Genomic DNA, 16,308 nt, shown 5'->3' with positions numbered 1-16,308 from the left:
AGTATATTATTTTTAATAATAAGAATTGGTAAACTACTTATACTTCCCCAGTTCTGTCTCCGGAACTAGGGAAGTTACTATTGAAATCTTAAATTAAGGTTTGTTTCAAAATAGCTATTAAGTTGTTATCGAATTGCTATTAATTATTCTAATATATCATACTTAAAACGAACTATTTTACTAAGGCAAAAAATTAGACTCCGATAAAGTAGCCGCTATAGTTACCTTGCTTCTTGCTTGAAAAGTTTTCATTTAAGAAGTCCAATAGTTAGACCTATACTAAGCTGGACATGTTTACGCTTTCTGAGATTAGAAGTTGTTCATAGAAATGCGTGCATATTAACTATCAGAGATATTTTTATAATTAATAATATATAAAATGAAGGCAGTAAGAATTAAGTATTTAAGTTTCATATGTGTTGTATTGATGTATACTTTTCACGCTTGTAAGACAGAAAATAGAAAAGAAAATATAGTTTACGAAAATCTTGCTCCTATAGATGACCTAAATGATATTTGGGAAATAACGGATGCTGGGGAAATAACATGGAATGTTACACCTAAGAAGCACACCGATCATATTGAGATGAGCGGTCTCGGAGTTTCTGGAATTATTTCGTATGGTGTGGATGAAAATAGGCAAATTGTACTTTCTAGAAAAGTGGTTTGGCCTATGCTACGCACCATCCCAAACGACACACATGCAAGCCTTATACACGATTTTCCGAAGGACATTACACCGGAAATTTTGTTAAATGGGGTAACATCTCAAAATGAGCGCCCAGTAAAATTCAGGTACAACGGTTTGCTATCGGTTTTATCAAATAGTAGTGATGGCCTTGAAATCAAACGTGAGATATTCCCATCCACATCCGAAGCGGTATTTGTGGAGCTAATTACAGTTATCAACAAATCAAAACTTCCCGTTAAGACAGAAATTAAACCGTTACACTATTCGTTTATTACTCCTGAGGACAAAGGTGTTTATGGCAGTTATAACATAGAGGCAAAATGTACAGGAATTGAAAAAACCATAAATTCCGGAGAAACAATTTCTGTTCCTGTTTTTTATTCGGCAAGGAAGCAAGGACAGCATTTTATGGTTGACGGATATGTAGAAAGAGAAAAAAGAGAAGCTTTTGTGACATCGCTTTCCAATTCCCTGATTCTAGAAACTCCAGATAAGGTTATCAATGAAATGTTTCGTTTTGCCAAGATAAGGGCAACAGAAAGTATCTATAATACCAAAGGTGGACTTATGCACGGTCCAGGCGGTGGACGTTATTACGCTGCAATTTGGGCAAACGACCAGCCAGAGTATGTTAATCCTTTCTTTCCTTTCGTCGGAAACGAAAACGGTAACGAATCAGCTATCAACAGTTTTCGTCACTTTGCCCGTTTTATCAACGATGAATATAAACCCATTCCCTCATCTATTATAGCTGAGGGAAATGATATATGGGATGGCGCTGGAGATCGTGGTGATGCAGCTATGATAGCATATGGAGCTTCCCGTTTCGCTCTGGCTTACGGAGATACAGAAACGGCAAAAGAACTTCTGCCATTAATTAAATGGTGCCTGGAATATTGTAAAAGGAAAATGATGTCCAATGGCATTATAGCTTCGGATAGCGATGAATTGGAAGGCCGTTTCCCTTCCGGAAAAGCAAATTTATCAACCAATATGTTGGCATACGGTGGTTTTAAAAGTGCTTCCAAACTACTTAAAGCCTTAGGTATGGAAACTGAACTTTCACAAGACTACGAAAAAACAGCTAAAATACTTCAAGAAAATTGTGACCAATATTTTGGAGGTAATGTAATGGGCTATTATACATATAAATATTTTGAGCTAAATGAAAAACTCAGGTCATGGATATGTCTGCCGTTAACAATGGGCATTTTCGACAGGAAAGAAGAAACATTAAAAGCACTATTTTCTCCCGAATTATGGAATAAAAATGGTATTTACACTGAAGCAGGGAACAAAACCTTTTGGGATCGATCAACCCTATATGCTTTTAAAGGTATTCTGTATGCCGGAGAAACCGATTTGGCCATGAAGTATTTTAAATACTATTCCCAAAAACGCTTACTAGGTGAACATGTCCCTTTTGCGGTAGAGGCATTTCCCGAAGGAGACCAGCGCCATTTATCAGCAGAAAGTGGTTTGTATTGCAGAGTTATTACTGAAGGTTTGTTTGGAATAGAACCAACCGGCTTAAAGTCGTTCACCTGTAAGCCTGTTTTACCAGAGGAATGGAATTATATGACCCTCAGCAATATTAAAGCATTTCAAACCAGTTTTGACCTAATGGTTCGGCGCAAGGCAAATAAATTAGAAGTAACCTTAATTTCAAATGATAAGGTTATTGACAAAAAAATGTGGGATGGAAATAATAAAATTGCCTTCACACTTAATTAAAACTACTTAACTAATATGAAAAAATTTTATTTCACAGTATTGATGATATGTGCGTTTCTTACCCTTTCGGCTCAGGAATACACTGTTGAATCCCCTTCAGGAAGAATAAAAGTAAAAGTTTCTGTTGAGAAAGCAATTACATATTCCGTTTTCCTAAATGGGACAGAAATTATAGTCCCGTCAATTATAGCGATGGAATTAACCGATGGAACCATATTTGGCAAAAATGCCAGAGTAAGAAAAACCACATTGATATCTTCCTCGAAAGAACTATCGCCAGTTGTTCAGCGTAAATACGCTAAAATCAAGGATGAGTATACCCAATTAACATTTCTATTTAAAGGATACTCCTTACAATTCAGGGTATATGACGAAGGTATTGCCTACCGTTGGATTTCTGCCAAAAAGGGAGAATATAAGGTAAAAAACGAGATATCCTCATTTGTCTTTCCGGCAGACCATAACCTTTGGTTCCCCGAAGAAGAAAGTATGTATACGCATCAGGAGCGCGAATATTTACGTGAAACTTTGTCAAAAATTGGAACGGATCGATTTGCTTCAACAGGCTTACTGATCGACTGCGGAAATGGTGTGAAAACCTATATTTCCGAATCGAATTTGATGGATTATCCAGGAATGTTTTTACGCGGTAGTGACAAAGACCAGAATGCACTTGTTGGAAAATACGCTGGTGTTGTTTTGGAAGAAGAAGAAATTGGCGACCGCGATCTTAAACCCACAAAATATGCAGATTATATTGCAGAATGCAATGGTCCTCGAGAATTTCCTTGGAGGGCAATACTAATTTCGGAGAATGACGCCGATCTGGTCCTAAGCGAATTAATTTACAAATTGGCACCTGAAACCAAAATTGATAATACAGATTGGATTAAGCCGGGTAAAGTGGCTTGGGACTGGTGGAATGCCAATAATATTTATGGGGTTGATTTTGAAGCAGGAGTAAATACACAAACCTATAAATATTACATCGATTTTGCATCAAAATATGGTTTGGAGTATGTCATTCTTGATGAAGGCTGGTATGTTCTTTCCGATATTATGAAACTTGAAAAGAATATTGATATAAAAGAAATTATCGACTATGGAAAAGAGAAAAATGTGGGTGTCATTCTTTGGGTAGCCTGGAAGGCTTTTTATGACAAGATGGATGAAGCGCTTGACCAGTTTCAGGCCTGGGGTGCGAAGGGTATAAAAATAGACTTTATGCAGCGTGACGACCAATGGATGGTGAATTTTTATGAAAAAATTGCAGCGGAATGTGCCGGACATAAATTACTGGTTGACTACCACGGGGCATACAAACCTAGTGGTTTAGACCGTGCTTATCCGAATGTTATTTCCTACGAAGGTGTAAAGGGGCTGGAAAATTCAAAGTGGTCGAAGATACCGGATCCTGAGCATAACGTAACCTTGCCATTTATACGTATGGTTGCGGGAAGCATGGATTTTACTCCGGGGGCAATGATTAATAAAAATAAAAACAACTTCCGTATGGTGTTTACAGAGCCAATGAGTCTCGGAACACGTTGTCATCAATTAGCAATGTACACTATTTTTGAAAGTCCTTTGCAGATGTTGGCCGACAATCCGTCAAATTACTATGGTGAGCCAGAATGCATGGAATTCCTTTCTGCTGTTCCATCAGTTTGGGATGACACAAAAGTTTTAGAGGCAAAAGTAAGCGATTATATCGCTGTTGCGCGAAGGTCTGGAGAGAGTTGGTTTATGGGGGCAATGACCGATTGGAATGCAAGAACCCTTACCTTAAATCTTGATTTTTTAGATGACGGAACTTATACTATGAAAATATGGAAAGACGGAATTAATGCAGACAAACATGCCAGCGATTTTTCACAAGAAACTATTGAAGTTACCCGCTCTTCAAAAGTTAATGTACAAATGGCTCCAGGTGGAGGCTGGGCTGCCATACTAAGTAAAAAATAGAATATTAATGATTTCTACTTTTTAATTCTTCACTTTAAAAGTAGAAATCATTACATACACAACGAACAATAAGAAGATATTGGATATAAAATCTATCAAAAAGGTTATAACATAATAAACCAATGGATAATCACGACAGATAGGAATAACACAAAGGAATGCAGCCTAGCGGCTGTACGTATTTTTTGTTTTCCTACGCTTAAGTGCCTAGAGATGCCAACTATAAATACTAGCTGGTTCGAGCTAGGATTACCTCGCTGTGCTCGGTGATCCTTTTTAGGGTTCGGTGCTCAAAATAATCCGACACAGGCTCGCGCCTGTACGTCTTTTTTGTTTTCCTACGCTTAAGTGCCCAGTGGCACTACGCGTCGGAAAACAAAAAATCCGATCACTTTCGTGATCGGATTTTCTTGGTCGGGGTGGCAGACCTAACTACCAACAACCAAAACACTGTATTACATTTATTTATGTGTTTTTCTTTCGATTTGCACACCTGTTTGCACACTCAAAACCAAGCCAGAACTCTAAAGATATTATTTACTGTTCTTTAGTGTACTAAAGGTACAAATAATATTAATTTCCCAATGTTCATGATAAAATATAGCATTTTCAAAGTGGAACGGGACAACAATTACCAAAAACAAACCCACCAAGATTAATTGAAAAAATTGGGCAATTGAGCACTTCTGATCAATGGAATCTTACATTAGCAGCCGTGAATTATTTCCTATTCTACATCAATATATACTCTGCCTTAATTCATATTCTACTTCATTAAAATCTAAATCCACCATCTTAACAAAGCCAAGTCTCTCAAGAAGTTTTATTGCATTATTATTTTGTTTGGTAGTACTTGCCCAAATACGTTTTAGTCCCATATTATTTATTCCAAATTCAATTGCTAATGACAGCGCAGACGTCATAAAACCTTGACCACGATATTGAGGCAACAAAATGCAACCCAGTTCCCCTTCCCCATTGCAAAGTCCACGGTAATAACCGCAAGTCCCAATTATTTTGCCGGTTAATTTATCTGCAATGCCCCAATGTATGGAACTGCCGTAAAGGTAATCTTGATGTATTTTGTTTTGCATTTCTGTTACTTGTATCATAGTTTTAGCCTGAACAGAATCATAAAATGAAATTTCAATAATGTCTTTTAAGTCAGAATACTGAATTTGTCGTAATGTTAATTTTTCGTCATAAATAGTTGGAAAGTTGTCGTAAGGCGGAAGTCTCATTATGTGCGGTGTCATATGTGTAAATACATTCTACTTCCACGTTTTTAGGGAATGCTACAATATTGGTAAACAATACTTTAAATTATAAAATTCTTAATTTATCTACAATGAAAAAGGATCGATTTTTACGCAATCCGATGTTTTCGCCGCCAAAAGGGGGCCTACAGCACCTAACAAAAACATATATGCCATTGATTGTTTGAAAATCAAACGTTTGCAATAGTTGCTCCCACCATTTTAGGATATGTATTATTAATTTTTCGTCCTTTTACTATTACCTTTTAATTGTAAAAACCGGTTTGCAATTTGTGCAACCAATGAATGATTGAAACTCCAAGCAAAATAAACTTCGTTTGCCCAATTTTTTATTAGTTCTACGCAATCATCCTCCGAAGTGGCCTTGTTCAAGTCTTTTGCTGTTATTTTTCCTCTTTCCAAAGGCTTTGGAAGTTCAAGAATTTCATGTGGCCTACTTAGTTTATACTTATTCAAGTAGTTACTAAGTAGTGGTGATTTTTGGTAATCCCATTGTACCTTCTTATCAAGTATTAAATTGAGTCTAGTCAAATGAAAATGGTTGCTCCACCGTCCGTGAATTTCAGGATGTTGTAAGGCGTGTGCGTCAACACTTAAAAATCTTGTCATATGATATTCCGAATTATTAAGGTCTAGCAATTCAAGTCCCTTGTTATAATGGTCCATACAATCAAAAACCCCATTTTGGTAGTCAGCACCGCAAAATTGACATTTTCCTTTGTCAAGAAGTGCCACACCATTTTTCCTGGCTTGGTCAATAAAGTCTTGCATCCTTTCTGAGGGTTTTTTTCTTTTGTTGACTTTCTAAATATCCTATTAGGAATCTTATAATAATTTTATCTGTCACTGGCTGCACTTCTGTCAAGTCGTGTATAAATAAAAACGGAACATAACCCATTAGCCTACTAATCAATGGGTCTGTGTTTGTACTTTATTGACCACTACCTTTTCCTTCTTCAAACTGTGCAACAGCATGCCCATTATTACCAAAAATATTCCCACAATGGAATAAATGTCCGGCAAATGAATTTTCAAAATCAGTATTTCGCCGATCAGAGCGAAAATTACTTCGGCAGCTTGAGTGGCCTCTACTGAAGCTAAAGCCCTTTCATTTTTTTGAACCTTGTCTGTGGCCGTGAAAAACAAAATGGTTGCTATCACACCCGAGCATACCGCAACTACTAAGGTTTGATATATTTGAGATTCATTCGGTAATTCATTAATGGAAACACCATAGATTGATAATAAAATCCAAAATGGCAAACTAGCTATTGTCATTCCTAATGTTCTTTGTAGTGCATTGAGTTTGCCATTCGAAACTTGCATCATTTTTCGATTTCCTAATGGATAAGCAAAAGCTGCAACTATAACAGGAATACTGCCTACCAAAAGTTCATTAATTGAAATAGACTTGGCCTGACTTAATTGAATAAAAAATACGCCCCATACTATAACAATAGAAAACACAAGGGCTTGAAACGATATGGCTTTTTTAAAATTGGTTTTATTTATTATCGGCGCTATTAGCATTCCAGCCACAATTGTTACTTGCCATGTGCTTGCTACAAGCCAGGAGGGGCCATATGAAGCAGCGAAGGTCAATAATCCATAAAAAATCCCAAAACCTATGGTACTCCACAGTATCCATTGCCAAGGTTCCTGTTTCATTTCCTTTATCAGTGGTTTTAGTTCTTTTCTTGAGAGCACCAAGATCAATAAAAATGGTACCATCCAAAAGAAACGAAGCGAAGAACTCCATATCCAATGTCCGCCTTCAACAGACATTGATCTATTTAACACAAAGGCTACCGCAAAAAATAGAGCGGATAAAATGCCTAAAGAAATAGCTATTGATTTATTCGATTTCATTTCCTACTTATTGAGGATTTACAACAAAGTAAATAGTTAAATTATTGATTATCAATATATTTAGAATATCTCTTAACTAAGTAAGTCTACAACTAACTGAAAATTATCAAGAATTTTCAGAAGCAGGCCGGTACAAGCAATTACAAATATCATTCTTCTAAGCTGGGTTTTAGTTCAAATATTAATGGTAAATCGGACTTTCGAATTTTCACAATATGGAAAGGTTGAGTAATAACTGACGAAGCATTTTCCTCAGGAATTAGCTTTGTTATATTTACTCTGATATTTTCGGAATCTGACATTAATTTTAATTCCAAGCTGTACCCTCCAGTTTCCTTAACCCCATCAAATACTGCTATAATCCTGTATTCTGAAAAGTCTATTTCTGTTTCCGTAAAATTATCAGAAACATTATTTATTGAATTAAGTTTAGTTAATAAATCATTCCAAGTAGATTGATCAGATATAACTATATTCTGTTCAATTATCCCCTCGGCGCCATCTCCGTATAAATTGTCCTTAGCAATCAAGGTGGTTTCAACATCAACAATATCAAACTGATTGTCATCCGAATTACAACTCATAACGAGTATTGAAAATAAGAGAATTATAATATTTTTTTTCATAATAATTTTGTTTTTGAAAATGTTAAAGGATAAAAAGGTTTTGGGCAATTTGTTCAATTTAGATATGTCATAAAATGGGTAAGGCTACAATTGCAGAGCTGGACTTGTCATTAAACTATTTCTTCCAATATGGTTATCTAGAACATAGTAGATTCTTTGAATTTGCTCTTTGGTAAAAATGTTCATTACATCATCATCACTATAGTTCATGTAGTTGCCTATCATAATCGTTTCTCCTGAGCATCCTTCAAAGGAATTTCTTCCAAAAACTATTTCATCAACCGCCGGCGTATCATCACAGTAATCATTGAGCTCACAATCATGTCCGCCCCAGGTATGCAGCAAGCCTAAAAAATGACCCATCTCATGTGTTAATGTTCTCCCATATCTCGCGTGGCAAACAATATTGGACTCACCAAAATGCATCCAATTAATAAGGATGCCTTCAGCATCACCTTGTTTTGGTGTCGCTAGCAGTTGGGTTCCCGGAAGATCAGTTTTAGGACCGGTAGCCGAACCTAAAACCAAACACTCTGTATCCAGTGGTAGTGGAGTTGTCCATATATTTATGTATTTACTTGGGTCCCAATATGCGAATTGCGCATAATGATTTTGATTGTACCCTAGATCATTAATTTCTTTTATAGACATGTTTATTCTGTTGATTCCATCAATAGGTTCCGAGTCAGGATTTGATTTGGCCAATACAAATTCGATTTTTGCATCACCCCCATCAGGATGTTCATTATAACCCCTTGTTTTTTCCTTTCTCCGGAAATCTTCGTTGATTATTTCTATCTGTCTAAGGATACGTTCTTTTGAGAGGTTTGCTCCTACTCCAACTTCTTCTCCTGTGTGAATAACATGGACCACAACAGGAAGATGTACGACTTCAATACCTAACAAAGGAGGTTCCTGTATAGGCATTTTTGTATTTTCTTCTTTACTGCAGGAAAATACTAGAAAAAAAAGCAAACTCGACCAGTGAAATCTATTATTGATTTTCATTTTTATTAAAATTTATGATGAATTAACAGGATAATAACATTGATTATACCCGGTTTATATTACAGTCCACCTTGTGACTGTTGGCCATATTACACCGGTTCAGGGATTATGGAAGTTGAATTAAGGACTTGCCAACTTCCCATTTAATAGAATCCAGTAAGTACGGATTAGATTACTCTACCTGATGCATCAATTTTTAACCACTTTTTTTGGCCGTCCTTCTCTATTTGTACCTTAAAAAGTTTTTTTGTTCCCAAGTTCCTATTATAAACCAGGGAATATCTAGTTTTTAAACGTGTCCATTCCGGGTATTTTATAGCAATGGAAACACTAACCTTTTGCGGTAAGGTAAAGTCCTTAAAATGTTCCTTTGCGGTCAGGATCTTACCCTCACGGTCATAAGATGCAATAATATAGCCATGCCATGACCTATAGGTAACCTCTGTTGGCTGTTCCTTATTACCTTTAAACTCCTCCAATTTGGTCACGTCCCAATAGCAGACTAAATTCTCAAGATACTTGACTTGGGTTGGGGTAAGGTCGTTCTGCACATCCTCTATAAATTCATAGTTGGATCCCATTACCTCCAAGTTCTCCAATTGAGAATAATGCGAATTGAAATACGAATCTTGGGCGAATCCTAAACTTGTCAAGCCCATTAATGCTAAACTGATTGAAAACTTATTCATGATCTTAAAATTTAATGTTGGTGAACTTTTAATAATCAACTTTTACTCTTTGGGTGTAATATTATTTTGTGGTCCAGACCACTTTACTTTATTCAGGGGAGATCCATAAAACCATAACCAGGTATTTAATTTTGGAAATATTTTTCTGTTTGCCGAGTTACTTTTTGAGTCTCGGAAATATCCTTAAAAAGGAGCATCTCCTTCACTTTTTCGGAGGCTCCATCATAGAACCCCGCCTCATGCTCATACTGTTTTGGATTTAGAAATGTCCCGAACAGCATATCAAAGACAGGAATGTCAGAATAATTAAAGGCATGTATTCCTCTTGCATGATGTACGGCATGTGCCTCAGGCCTTTGGATAATGTATCCCAGCCAAACCGGTGTTTTTATATTGCTGTGCTGAAATATGGAGAGAAAAGTTGTGCCAAGAATAAACAGGGTGGTCGCCTCCGGTGTGAACCCCGCAATCACTACCAAGCAAAGGCTGGCCAAGAAACTAAACCCTATCATGTCCATCGGACTGAAATAAAAGGCCCCATAACTGTCCATCCGCTCTGCACTATGGTGCATTTGGTGAAACACCTTCCAAAGCCTATCACTGTTGTGCATAGACCTGTGCCAAAGATATAGACCAAGTTCATAAATTAGGATTGCCACAATTGCTCCCCAAATAGGACCTAAACTAGTCAAGTCAAATACCTGATAGTTGGTTAAATATCCATCCCATATTATGGGCAGGTAGGAGGATAGAAAAAAGAAGAAACCGAATGCCAGAATTCCTTTTAACTTCCAAAATCTCACTTTGGGAAGCTCCCTTGCAGGAAAAATAGCTTCCCATACCATTAATGCCCCGTACATAGTGAAAACTATAAAGGAAATAGGGTCGAAAATTAAATCGATGGGTGAGGGTAAATGTGAAATAAAATTTTCCATGTTCTTTAGTTTAATATTTAGACCGCAAAAATATATGCGCTCAAAAACATAAACTAAAAAATAGGCTTGACCTATGTTAGGAATTCATTTTGCCTCTAATTCTACTCAGACTTTCAGGGTGAATCCCCAAATATTTGGCAATCTTATTAACAGGAATATTAGATAGGTATTTAGAGTGGGTACGAAACATTTCAACATAACGTTCCTCTGCAGTTTTGGCCAAAAAGTCCTTTTCACGCCGGGCTTTGTTCAGATAGGCCTGTTCTATAACAATTCTTCCCAACTTATTGGCATCAAGTGAATTTTCATATGCAGCCATCAGGTCTTCATAAATAATCATTTCTACCTTACAGTCCGTTAAAGCGGTCATTTGCACATCCGAAGGGCGTTGGTTCAAGAAGGAGGTAAGCGAAGTGAACATTTCATTTTCGAAAAAGAAGTCTATCATTTTTTCCGAAACATAGCTCTTCACGGTCATTTCAACAATCCCCGAGTTTAAAAAATATACTGCGTTCTCAATTTGTCCATAGTCTGTAATGACCAAACCCTTTTTGAAATTTGCTTTTTTTACAGGATAGGGCAAGGCCGCGTAAGAGGCGACCTCAGTATTTAAAATGGCGTTATAAAATTCTAAAAACGACATGAATTTGAGTATCGTGTTAGACTGCCATAAAATTAATGATTTTTTATTTGCATTATTGTCAAATAGGCATTAATCATACAGTTCACTTATTTAAAATTTTAAACAAGAAAATATGGATCCAATACTCCAAATCCGGATAATTTCAAACCCGTCCTTTTTGAGGACTGCTAGCAGTTGAAACCCATAACGAAGTATTGAGGGCCTTTATCACGAATAGCGGTGGGTGACCTAAGGAAATGGGATAATATTTTTATAGCAGTAGGGCGGGCTTATCATAACTTATAATTATACAAATGCCCGTGACCACGCCCGAAACATGGATCACAAATATAATGTAGAGCAGGTTATAAATGGTATAGAAGTTTTGGATACATTTCTGTGTGCGGTTTTTATTTTGTTTATGCCATAACCGCAATCATATCAAAAATTTTGAGACCAAGTTCTTGCTTTCCAATTATTTCTGAATTTGATATGGCTTCCTCCCTACCTATTCCTTTGGTAAATATTCTCCAAGCGAATTCATCTTTTATTCGGACTTCACAATCAGGTATTTGGTTCACAGATTCGAATAATTCCCACCTGTTATCATAGTTCAGATACCAACTTTTCTCTGTTTCTCCGAGAAAACTGAATTTGATTAGTTCTTTAACTTTTCCTTCTACATTCCTATAATGATGTGGTAGTGCCCTTATCGAGGTATCTAGATAAGGCAAAAACCATTTTTCTTGAAGCAATGCTTTTTCACTACCAACCGCAAGTCTAATCTGTTGTTGATGATGCCATTTTTCAGTATATTCCCTTGCTATGTGAAACCAATTTTTAGATTCGTTCTCTCCTGCCCAAGCCACTGAAAATTCAGCGTTATCATTGAGGTTTAGGGTAGCTAAGAAATCGCAGTATTCTTTTCCCGATGATTTTAATAAATCAACGATGACTTTTGGGCTAAGCCTTTTAGTCGCTTTGACCCAATCAGCATTTAGCCTGTTTAAGAAGTCTATTAAATCTTCATAAGAATTGATGTTTTCAGGTTTCTCGCCATAATACACATCACGTAACATTGAAAGTGTTCTTAAATTCCCGTCCAGTAAGTGGACAGCTACATCTTTCACCTTCCATTTAGGTGCGATAGTTTGTTTTTCCCAATCTTCGGCTGACAATCCATCCACTAACTCGAGGAGCATCTTATCAAGTTCCGGTATCAGCGCAACCACATTTATTTGTTCTGGTTTCTTCATTTTTCTATTAATAACACATGTCGTTTTTATTTATAATTAGTTACGTGGTTAAGAACGAAATTCATTAAATACAAACCGAATAGCATAACAGAGAGGATTCTCGTAAGTAGTATAGACCCAATCAACTAATTACTCAGGGTTTTCCTGCTGGCATTTCATAGGGTACATTTTTGGTAACTGGCTTTTTTTCCATTTCGATTGATTCCCATTCTTCATTACCAACTTTCACAAGTTCTATTGGTTTGTCCGTTTGAGAAAATCCAACTTTTTTATAACATTTAATTGCTCCCTTATTCCAAGAATATACATTTAATATAATTCTTTCTTTTTTTAGATTGTTAAATCCATAGTCAGTCAGTTTAGTAATCAATTCCGTTCCGATTCCTTTTCCTCTCAGTGATTTTTCTCCGATTAAAATCCGAGCTAATTTCGCAACGTTTTCCTCTGGAATATTTATTTCTGCAATTCCAATTGTTTCATTATTTTCATTTTCTATTTTAAATACAGTCCGGTTTGAGTCAGATAAATACAACTCGACTTGTTTTTGGTCAATAGGAAAATTGAAAATCGGTCCAGCAAATTGGATTAATTCCGATTCACTTGAAATCCAATTTTTGAGATATTCCCAATCTTTAATTTTAAATGACTTTAATTTTATCACGGTTGTTTTTTCAGCTTGTTGCCTACATTTGGATATAGTTAATAACTATATATCACTTATAATAACTAAGATAATAAATCCATAATATCCATGAACTATTTCTTCTCAAAATGGATATTAAATTCGGTAGTATTAATAAGATTAGGCCCTAGTAGAAGTTGTATATACCTAATATTGGCTTCTCTTTCCATAAGGTGAGTGCAATACAAAGTCAAAAAATAAGAGTGCTGATTTTATTCTGCAATTAATCTAATCCAATAGAACCAACGTGGTTCTATTCTATGGTATTTGATCCTCACCAATTTCAGAAAAAGGGTCAATGTCACTTCTCAATCGCTAATCAACCCTTTGTTTAAAACAATTATTTAATCGATTCCCTATCCAATCTAATAATAAAAATCTCACAACATTTCAGCATAGTGTGTTTGCTAAACTAAGGGGGGAATAGCAAGAGGGTAACACGCTAAAGCGGTGTTACGGTTTATAAATTGTTGATCTTTAGTAACATATTGACTTATCAAATTGGAGATGCTGTCCTATTTTTAATGTAAATACGCTCTAAACTCCTATAAACATTGGAGATTTTACTGCAAATAATATCCTAGTGCTATTCTCGGGTCTTAAATGGCTTGGCTATGAAGAGTTTTAGTAAATTTTCGTTAATTGGGTCAAAACGGCATCTATTGCCTATAAACGTTGTAATATACTGACCCAATCATACTCATTGGAGCACCGGACAGAATAAAATGAGCATATCACTTGTTTGAAATTAACCGTTTACAAACGTTTATTATCGGATATTATCTTAATAAAGGCATGGGCATTGTGCTCCAAAACATAAGCACAATGCGCCCTAATTCGATTTTATTTACGCTTATCCGCCCGAACACTATAAAATCGAATCAGGATCCATGCGCAGTTAAGTTATGGTAAGATTTGGGAAGAAAAAATTAATACAAAAGATACAGAAACTAAACAGTAAGACGATATTTGAAAGGCAGAAATAGACATGAGTAATGGAAATATTAATAATTAACCATTGCCACTTTTAATTAAAGAATTAATTCCTAAAAAATATTGGTTATTCCGAACAAATTGAAATTTCTGTCTTCGTTCGATTAAAAAAATATTGCCAAATGTTAGGATTTTGGTCGGCCCCTTGCACTATTAAAGGTTGGCCTCAATTAGTTTAATGATTTCCTTTTCATTAAATCCTGATTCAGCATAAACAACATCACCTTTTTTGCTTATAAGAACAAATGTAGGGGCTGCGGTGACCTCATAAGTGGCTGCTAGACTTCCTCCTTTATATAGCGTTGGATAAGCCATTTTTATTTTCTCAATATAAGCCATTAAATTTTCCTGGGGGAAATCCTCTCGATACTCTATACCAAATAACCGGAATTTTCCATGTTTATATTTCTCATGGATTGCATTAAGTTTTGGAACTGCCTGAACACATGGCCCACAGTTTTTGAACCAGAATTCTAAGAGAATTACATTTCCCCTAAGCTTGGAAACATCCACCATAGAATCGTCTTCTAAATTGGGTAGCTCCCATTGTTTAATGTCCTTTATCGCTTTAGATTCGGTTGATCTACCCTTTAATGACTGCATTTCTTTCTTTTTAATCTCATAATATTGAGTGAAAGTCATTTTTGAATAATTTTCTGGCAATAATTCACCTGTCCAAACCACGGCTCTAGGAACATATTCAAAATCAAAGTTATCATAAGTCCGGCTCATTGTTCCGGTAGGACCATTGTCCATAATCATTTTTCTAGGTAAATAATCCGAAATACTAATCATTAGGGTGATTTCGGATGAGGCACCATGGACACTTTCCGTAATAAATTTATCCCAATTAATTCGGCCGTTTCTATATTTAAAATTAAAAACATAGACGCTTTTGTTGTTGATTATGGTATCATTTTTCCTTTTGATTAGAATAGAATCATTAGTCATTAATTTTGGTAAAAGCTTTTTTACAGAATATATTGTCAGAAGCAATGGATTATTAGCATTTGGTGATTCATTGGTCAAAATCACCTTTTCATTAACCAATGACTGTATATGTCTTTTTCCATCGTAAATTAATTCTGCATCACTGCTGGTTAAATGATATTTAGGGGTCGAATTAAAAGTCGAGCTTCTAAAATCAAAGAAAATCGTATCTGTCCTATCTGAATATGTGGTTCCACTATCCATAGCTTGAAAAGTAGATTGATATTTTACAGTTTCAATCTCATAAATTTTGGAAACGGTTTTTTCTAAAATCGAGCTATCAGACTCCTGACCGAACACGTTAACGCCGATCAAACAGATTAAATAAATCACTTTTTTCATGATGTATGTTATGGCAGATAAAGTTAGAGTTATTGTATTTCCATTCTGTTGTCTCCTAATGTAAATTTATTTTTGCCTAAGATGTCATTCAATTAATAAAAATTTAACTAATAATATGTATATAACAAACCACGGTTAAACTGAAAAATTAATCCAAATTTAAAATATAGAATAATTTTTTTTTTCAATCCCAAAGTACGCATTTCCTAAATTAATGAGCAATGTTCGTGGACCAAAATGCCTCAATAATTACTCTTCGTTTTTCTTGGCAAACTTGTTATTTTAAACCTTCCCTCAACCTTTCCTTTCTATAATAAAGGTTAAGATCATCCAAGAGAGCCTCCTCTCCTTGTGGCAATAATCTATTGGCAATTGTAAGTATTTGACGGATGTATTCCTTTTCATATCTGTCATTGATATTATCAATTAGTTCTGGGTCGATTGTCTTCATAGCCAAGTAGAGCATGGCTCGGACGGTCAATACCAAATCTACATGATTGTCAACATAAAAGAGACTGACCTCAAACTTGTTTTTAAAGAAGGAGTGGGGCTTTAATGTAGGGTGGTGGTCCAGTGCCTGATGTTTTAAGCTATTGATCAGTTTTTCTTCGTTTGGGTTCATAGTTCAT

At 35.7% G+C, this 16,308-nt stretch carries 14 protein-coding genes; 2 read left to right on the top strand and 12 right to left on the bottom strand.

Translation table 11 applies throughout. The annotated features are described in order from the left end of the window. Positions 1–379: 379 nt before the first annotated feature. Positions 380–2,425: a hypothetical protein gene (locus KO529_RS03830; RefSeq protein WP_215946582.1), complete on the top strand. Its 2,046-nt coding sequence runs from the start codon at positions 380–382 to the stop codon at positions 2,423–2,425. A gap of 15 nt (positions 2,426–2,440) precedes the next feature. Beyond that, positions 2,441–4,390, top strand: a complete 1,950-nt coding sequence (locus KO529_RS03825; RefSeq protein ID WP_215946581.1) for a glycoside hydrolase family 97 protein — start codon at positions 2,441–2,443, stop codon at positions 4,388–4,390. A 737-nt stretch (positions 4,391–5,127) separates the two neighbouring features. On the opposite strand, the gene KO529_RS03820 is transcribed toward KO529_RS03825, so the two are convergent. From KO529_RS03820 to KO529_RS03765, 12 genes are all read right to left on the bottom strand, one after another. Beyond that, a complete protein-coding gene (locus KO529_RS03820) occupies positions 5,128–5,646 on the bottom strand; it encodes a GNAT family N-acetyltransferase (protein WP_252734296.1) in 519 nt (172 codons plus the stop codon). A gap of 237 nt (positions 5,647–5,883) precedes the next feature. Continuing rightward, on the bottom strand, positions 5,884–6,438 hold the full coding sequence (locus tag KO529_RS03815; protein ID WP_215946580.1) for a DUF5946 family protein: 555 nt from the start codon (positions 6,436–6,438) through the stop codon (positions 5,884–5,886). Between the two features lie 138 nt (positions 6,439–6,576). Then, on the bottom strand, positions 6,577–7,536 hold the full coding sequence (locus tag KO529_RS03810; protein ID WP_215946579.1) for a DMT family transporter: 960 nt from the start codon (positions 7,534–7,536) through the stop codon (positions 6,577–6,579). A gap of 149 nt (positions 7,537–7,685) precedes the next feature. Beyond that, positions 7,686–8,162, bottom strand: coding sequence for a protease complex subunit PrcB family protein (locus KO529_RS03805; protein ID WP_215946578.1), 477 nt, complete (start codon positions 8,160–8,162; stop codon positions 7,686–7,688). A gap of 84 nt (positions 8,163–8,246) precedes the next feature. Beyond that, positions 8,247–9,089 (bottom strand): M43 family zinc metalloprotease, encoded by an 843-nt coding sequence (locus tag KO529_RS03800; RefSeq protein WP_215946577.1) that lies wholly within the window; start codon positions 9,087–9,089, stop codon positions 8,247–8,249. 248 nt (positions 9,090–9,337) lie between these two features. Continuing rightward, on the bottom strand, positions 9,338–9,859 hold the full coding sequence (locus KO529_RS03795; RefSeq protein ID WP_215946576.1) for a hypothetical protein: 522 nt from the start codon (positions 9,857–9,859) through the stop codon (positions 9,338–9,340). 125 nt (positions 9,860–9,984) lie between these two features. Beyond that, on the bottom strand, positions 9,985–10,794 hold the full coding sequence (locus tag KO529_RS03790) for a sterol desaturase family protein (protein ID WP_215946575.1): 810 nt from the start codon (positions 10,792–10,794) through the stop codon (positions 9,985–9,987). A 76-nt stretch (positions 10,795–10,870) separates the two neighbouring features. Beyond that, positions 10,871–11,437 carry a Crp/Fnr family transcriptional regulator gene (locus KO529_RS03785; RefSeq protein WP_215946574.1) on the bottom strand — a complete coding sequence of 189 codons (567 nt, stop codon included), beginning with the start codon at positions 11,435–11,437 and terminating at the stop codon, positions 10,871–10,873. Positions 11,438–11,835: 398 nt separating this feature from the next. Continuing rightward, the gene (locus KO529_RS03780; protein WP_215946573.1) at positions 11,836–12,672 is read right to left on the bottom strand and encodes a maleylpyruvate isomerase N-terminal domain-containing protein; all 837 of its coding nucleotides are present in this window, start codon (positions 12,670–12,672) and stop codon (positions 11,836–11,838) included. 133 nt (positions 12,673–12,805) lie between these two features. Next, positions 12,806–13,333, bottom strand: a complete 528-nt coding sequence (locus KO529_RS03775) for a GNAT family N-acetyltransferase (protein WP_215946572.1) — start codon at positions 13,331–13,333, stop codon at positions 12,806–12,808. 1,167 nt (positions 13,334–14,500) lie between these two features. After that, positions 14,501–15,679 (bottom strand): TlpA family protein disulfide reductase, encoded by a 1,179-nt coding sequence (locus KO529_RS03770; protein WP_215946571.1) that lies wholly within the window; start codon positions 15,677–15,679, stop codon positions 14,501–14,503. 277 nt (positions 15,680–15,956) lie between these two features. Continuing rightward, entirely contained in the window at positions 15,957–16,301 is a 345-nt protein-coding gene (locus KO529_RS03765; protein WP_215946570.1) for a hypothetical protein, read from the bottom strand. Positions 16,302–16,308 lie beyond the last annotated feature (7 nt).

The organism is Arenibacter algicola (genome assembly GCF_018860365.1).
GTDB classification, from domain to species: domain Bacteria; phylum Bacteroidota; class Bacteroidia; order Flavobacteriales; family Flavobacteriaceae; genus Arenibacter; species Arenibacter algicola_B.
This window is presented reverse-complemented; position numbering and strand designations above follow the sequence as displayed.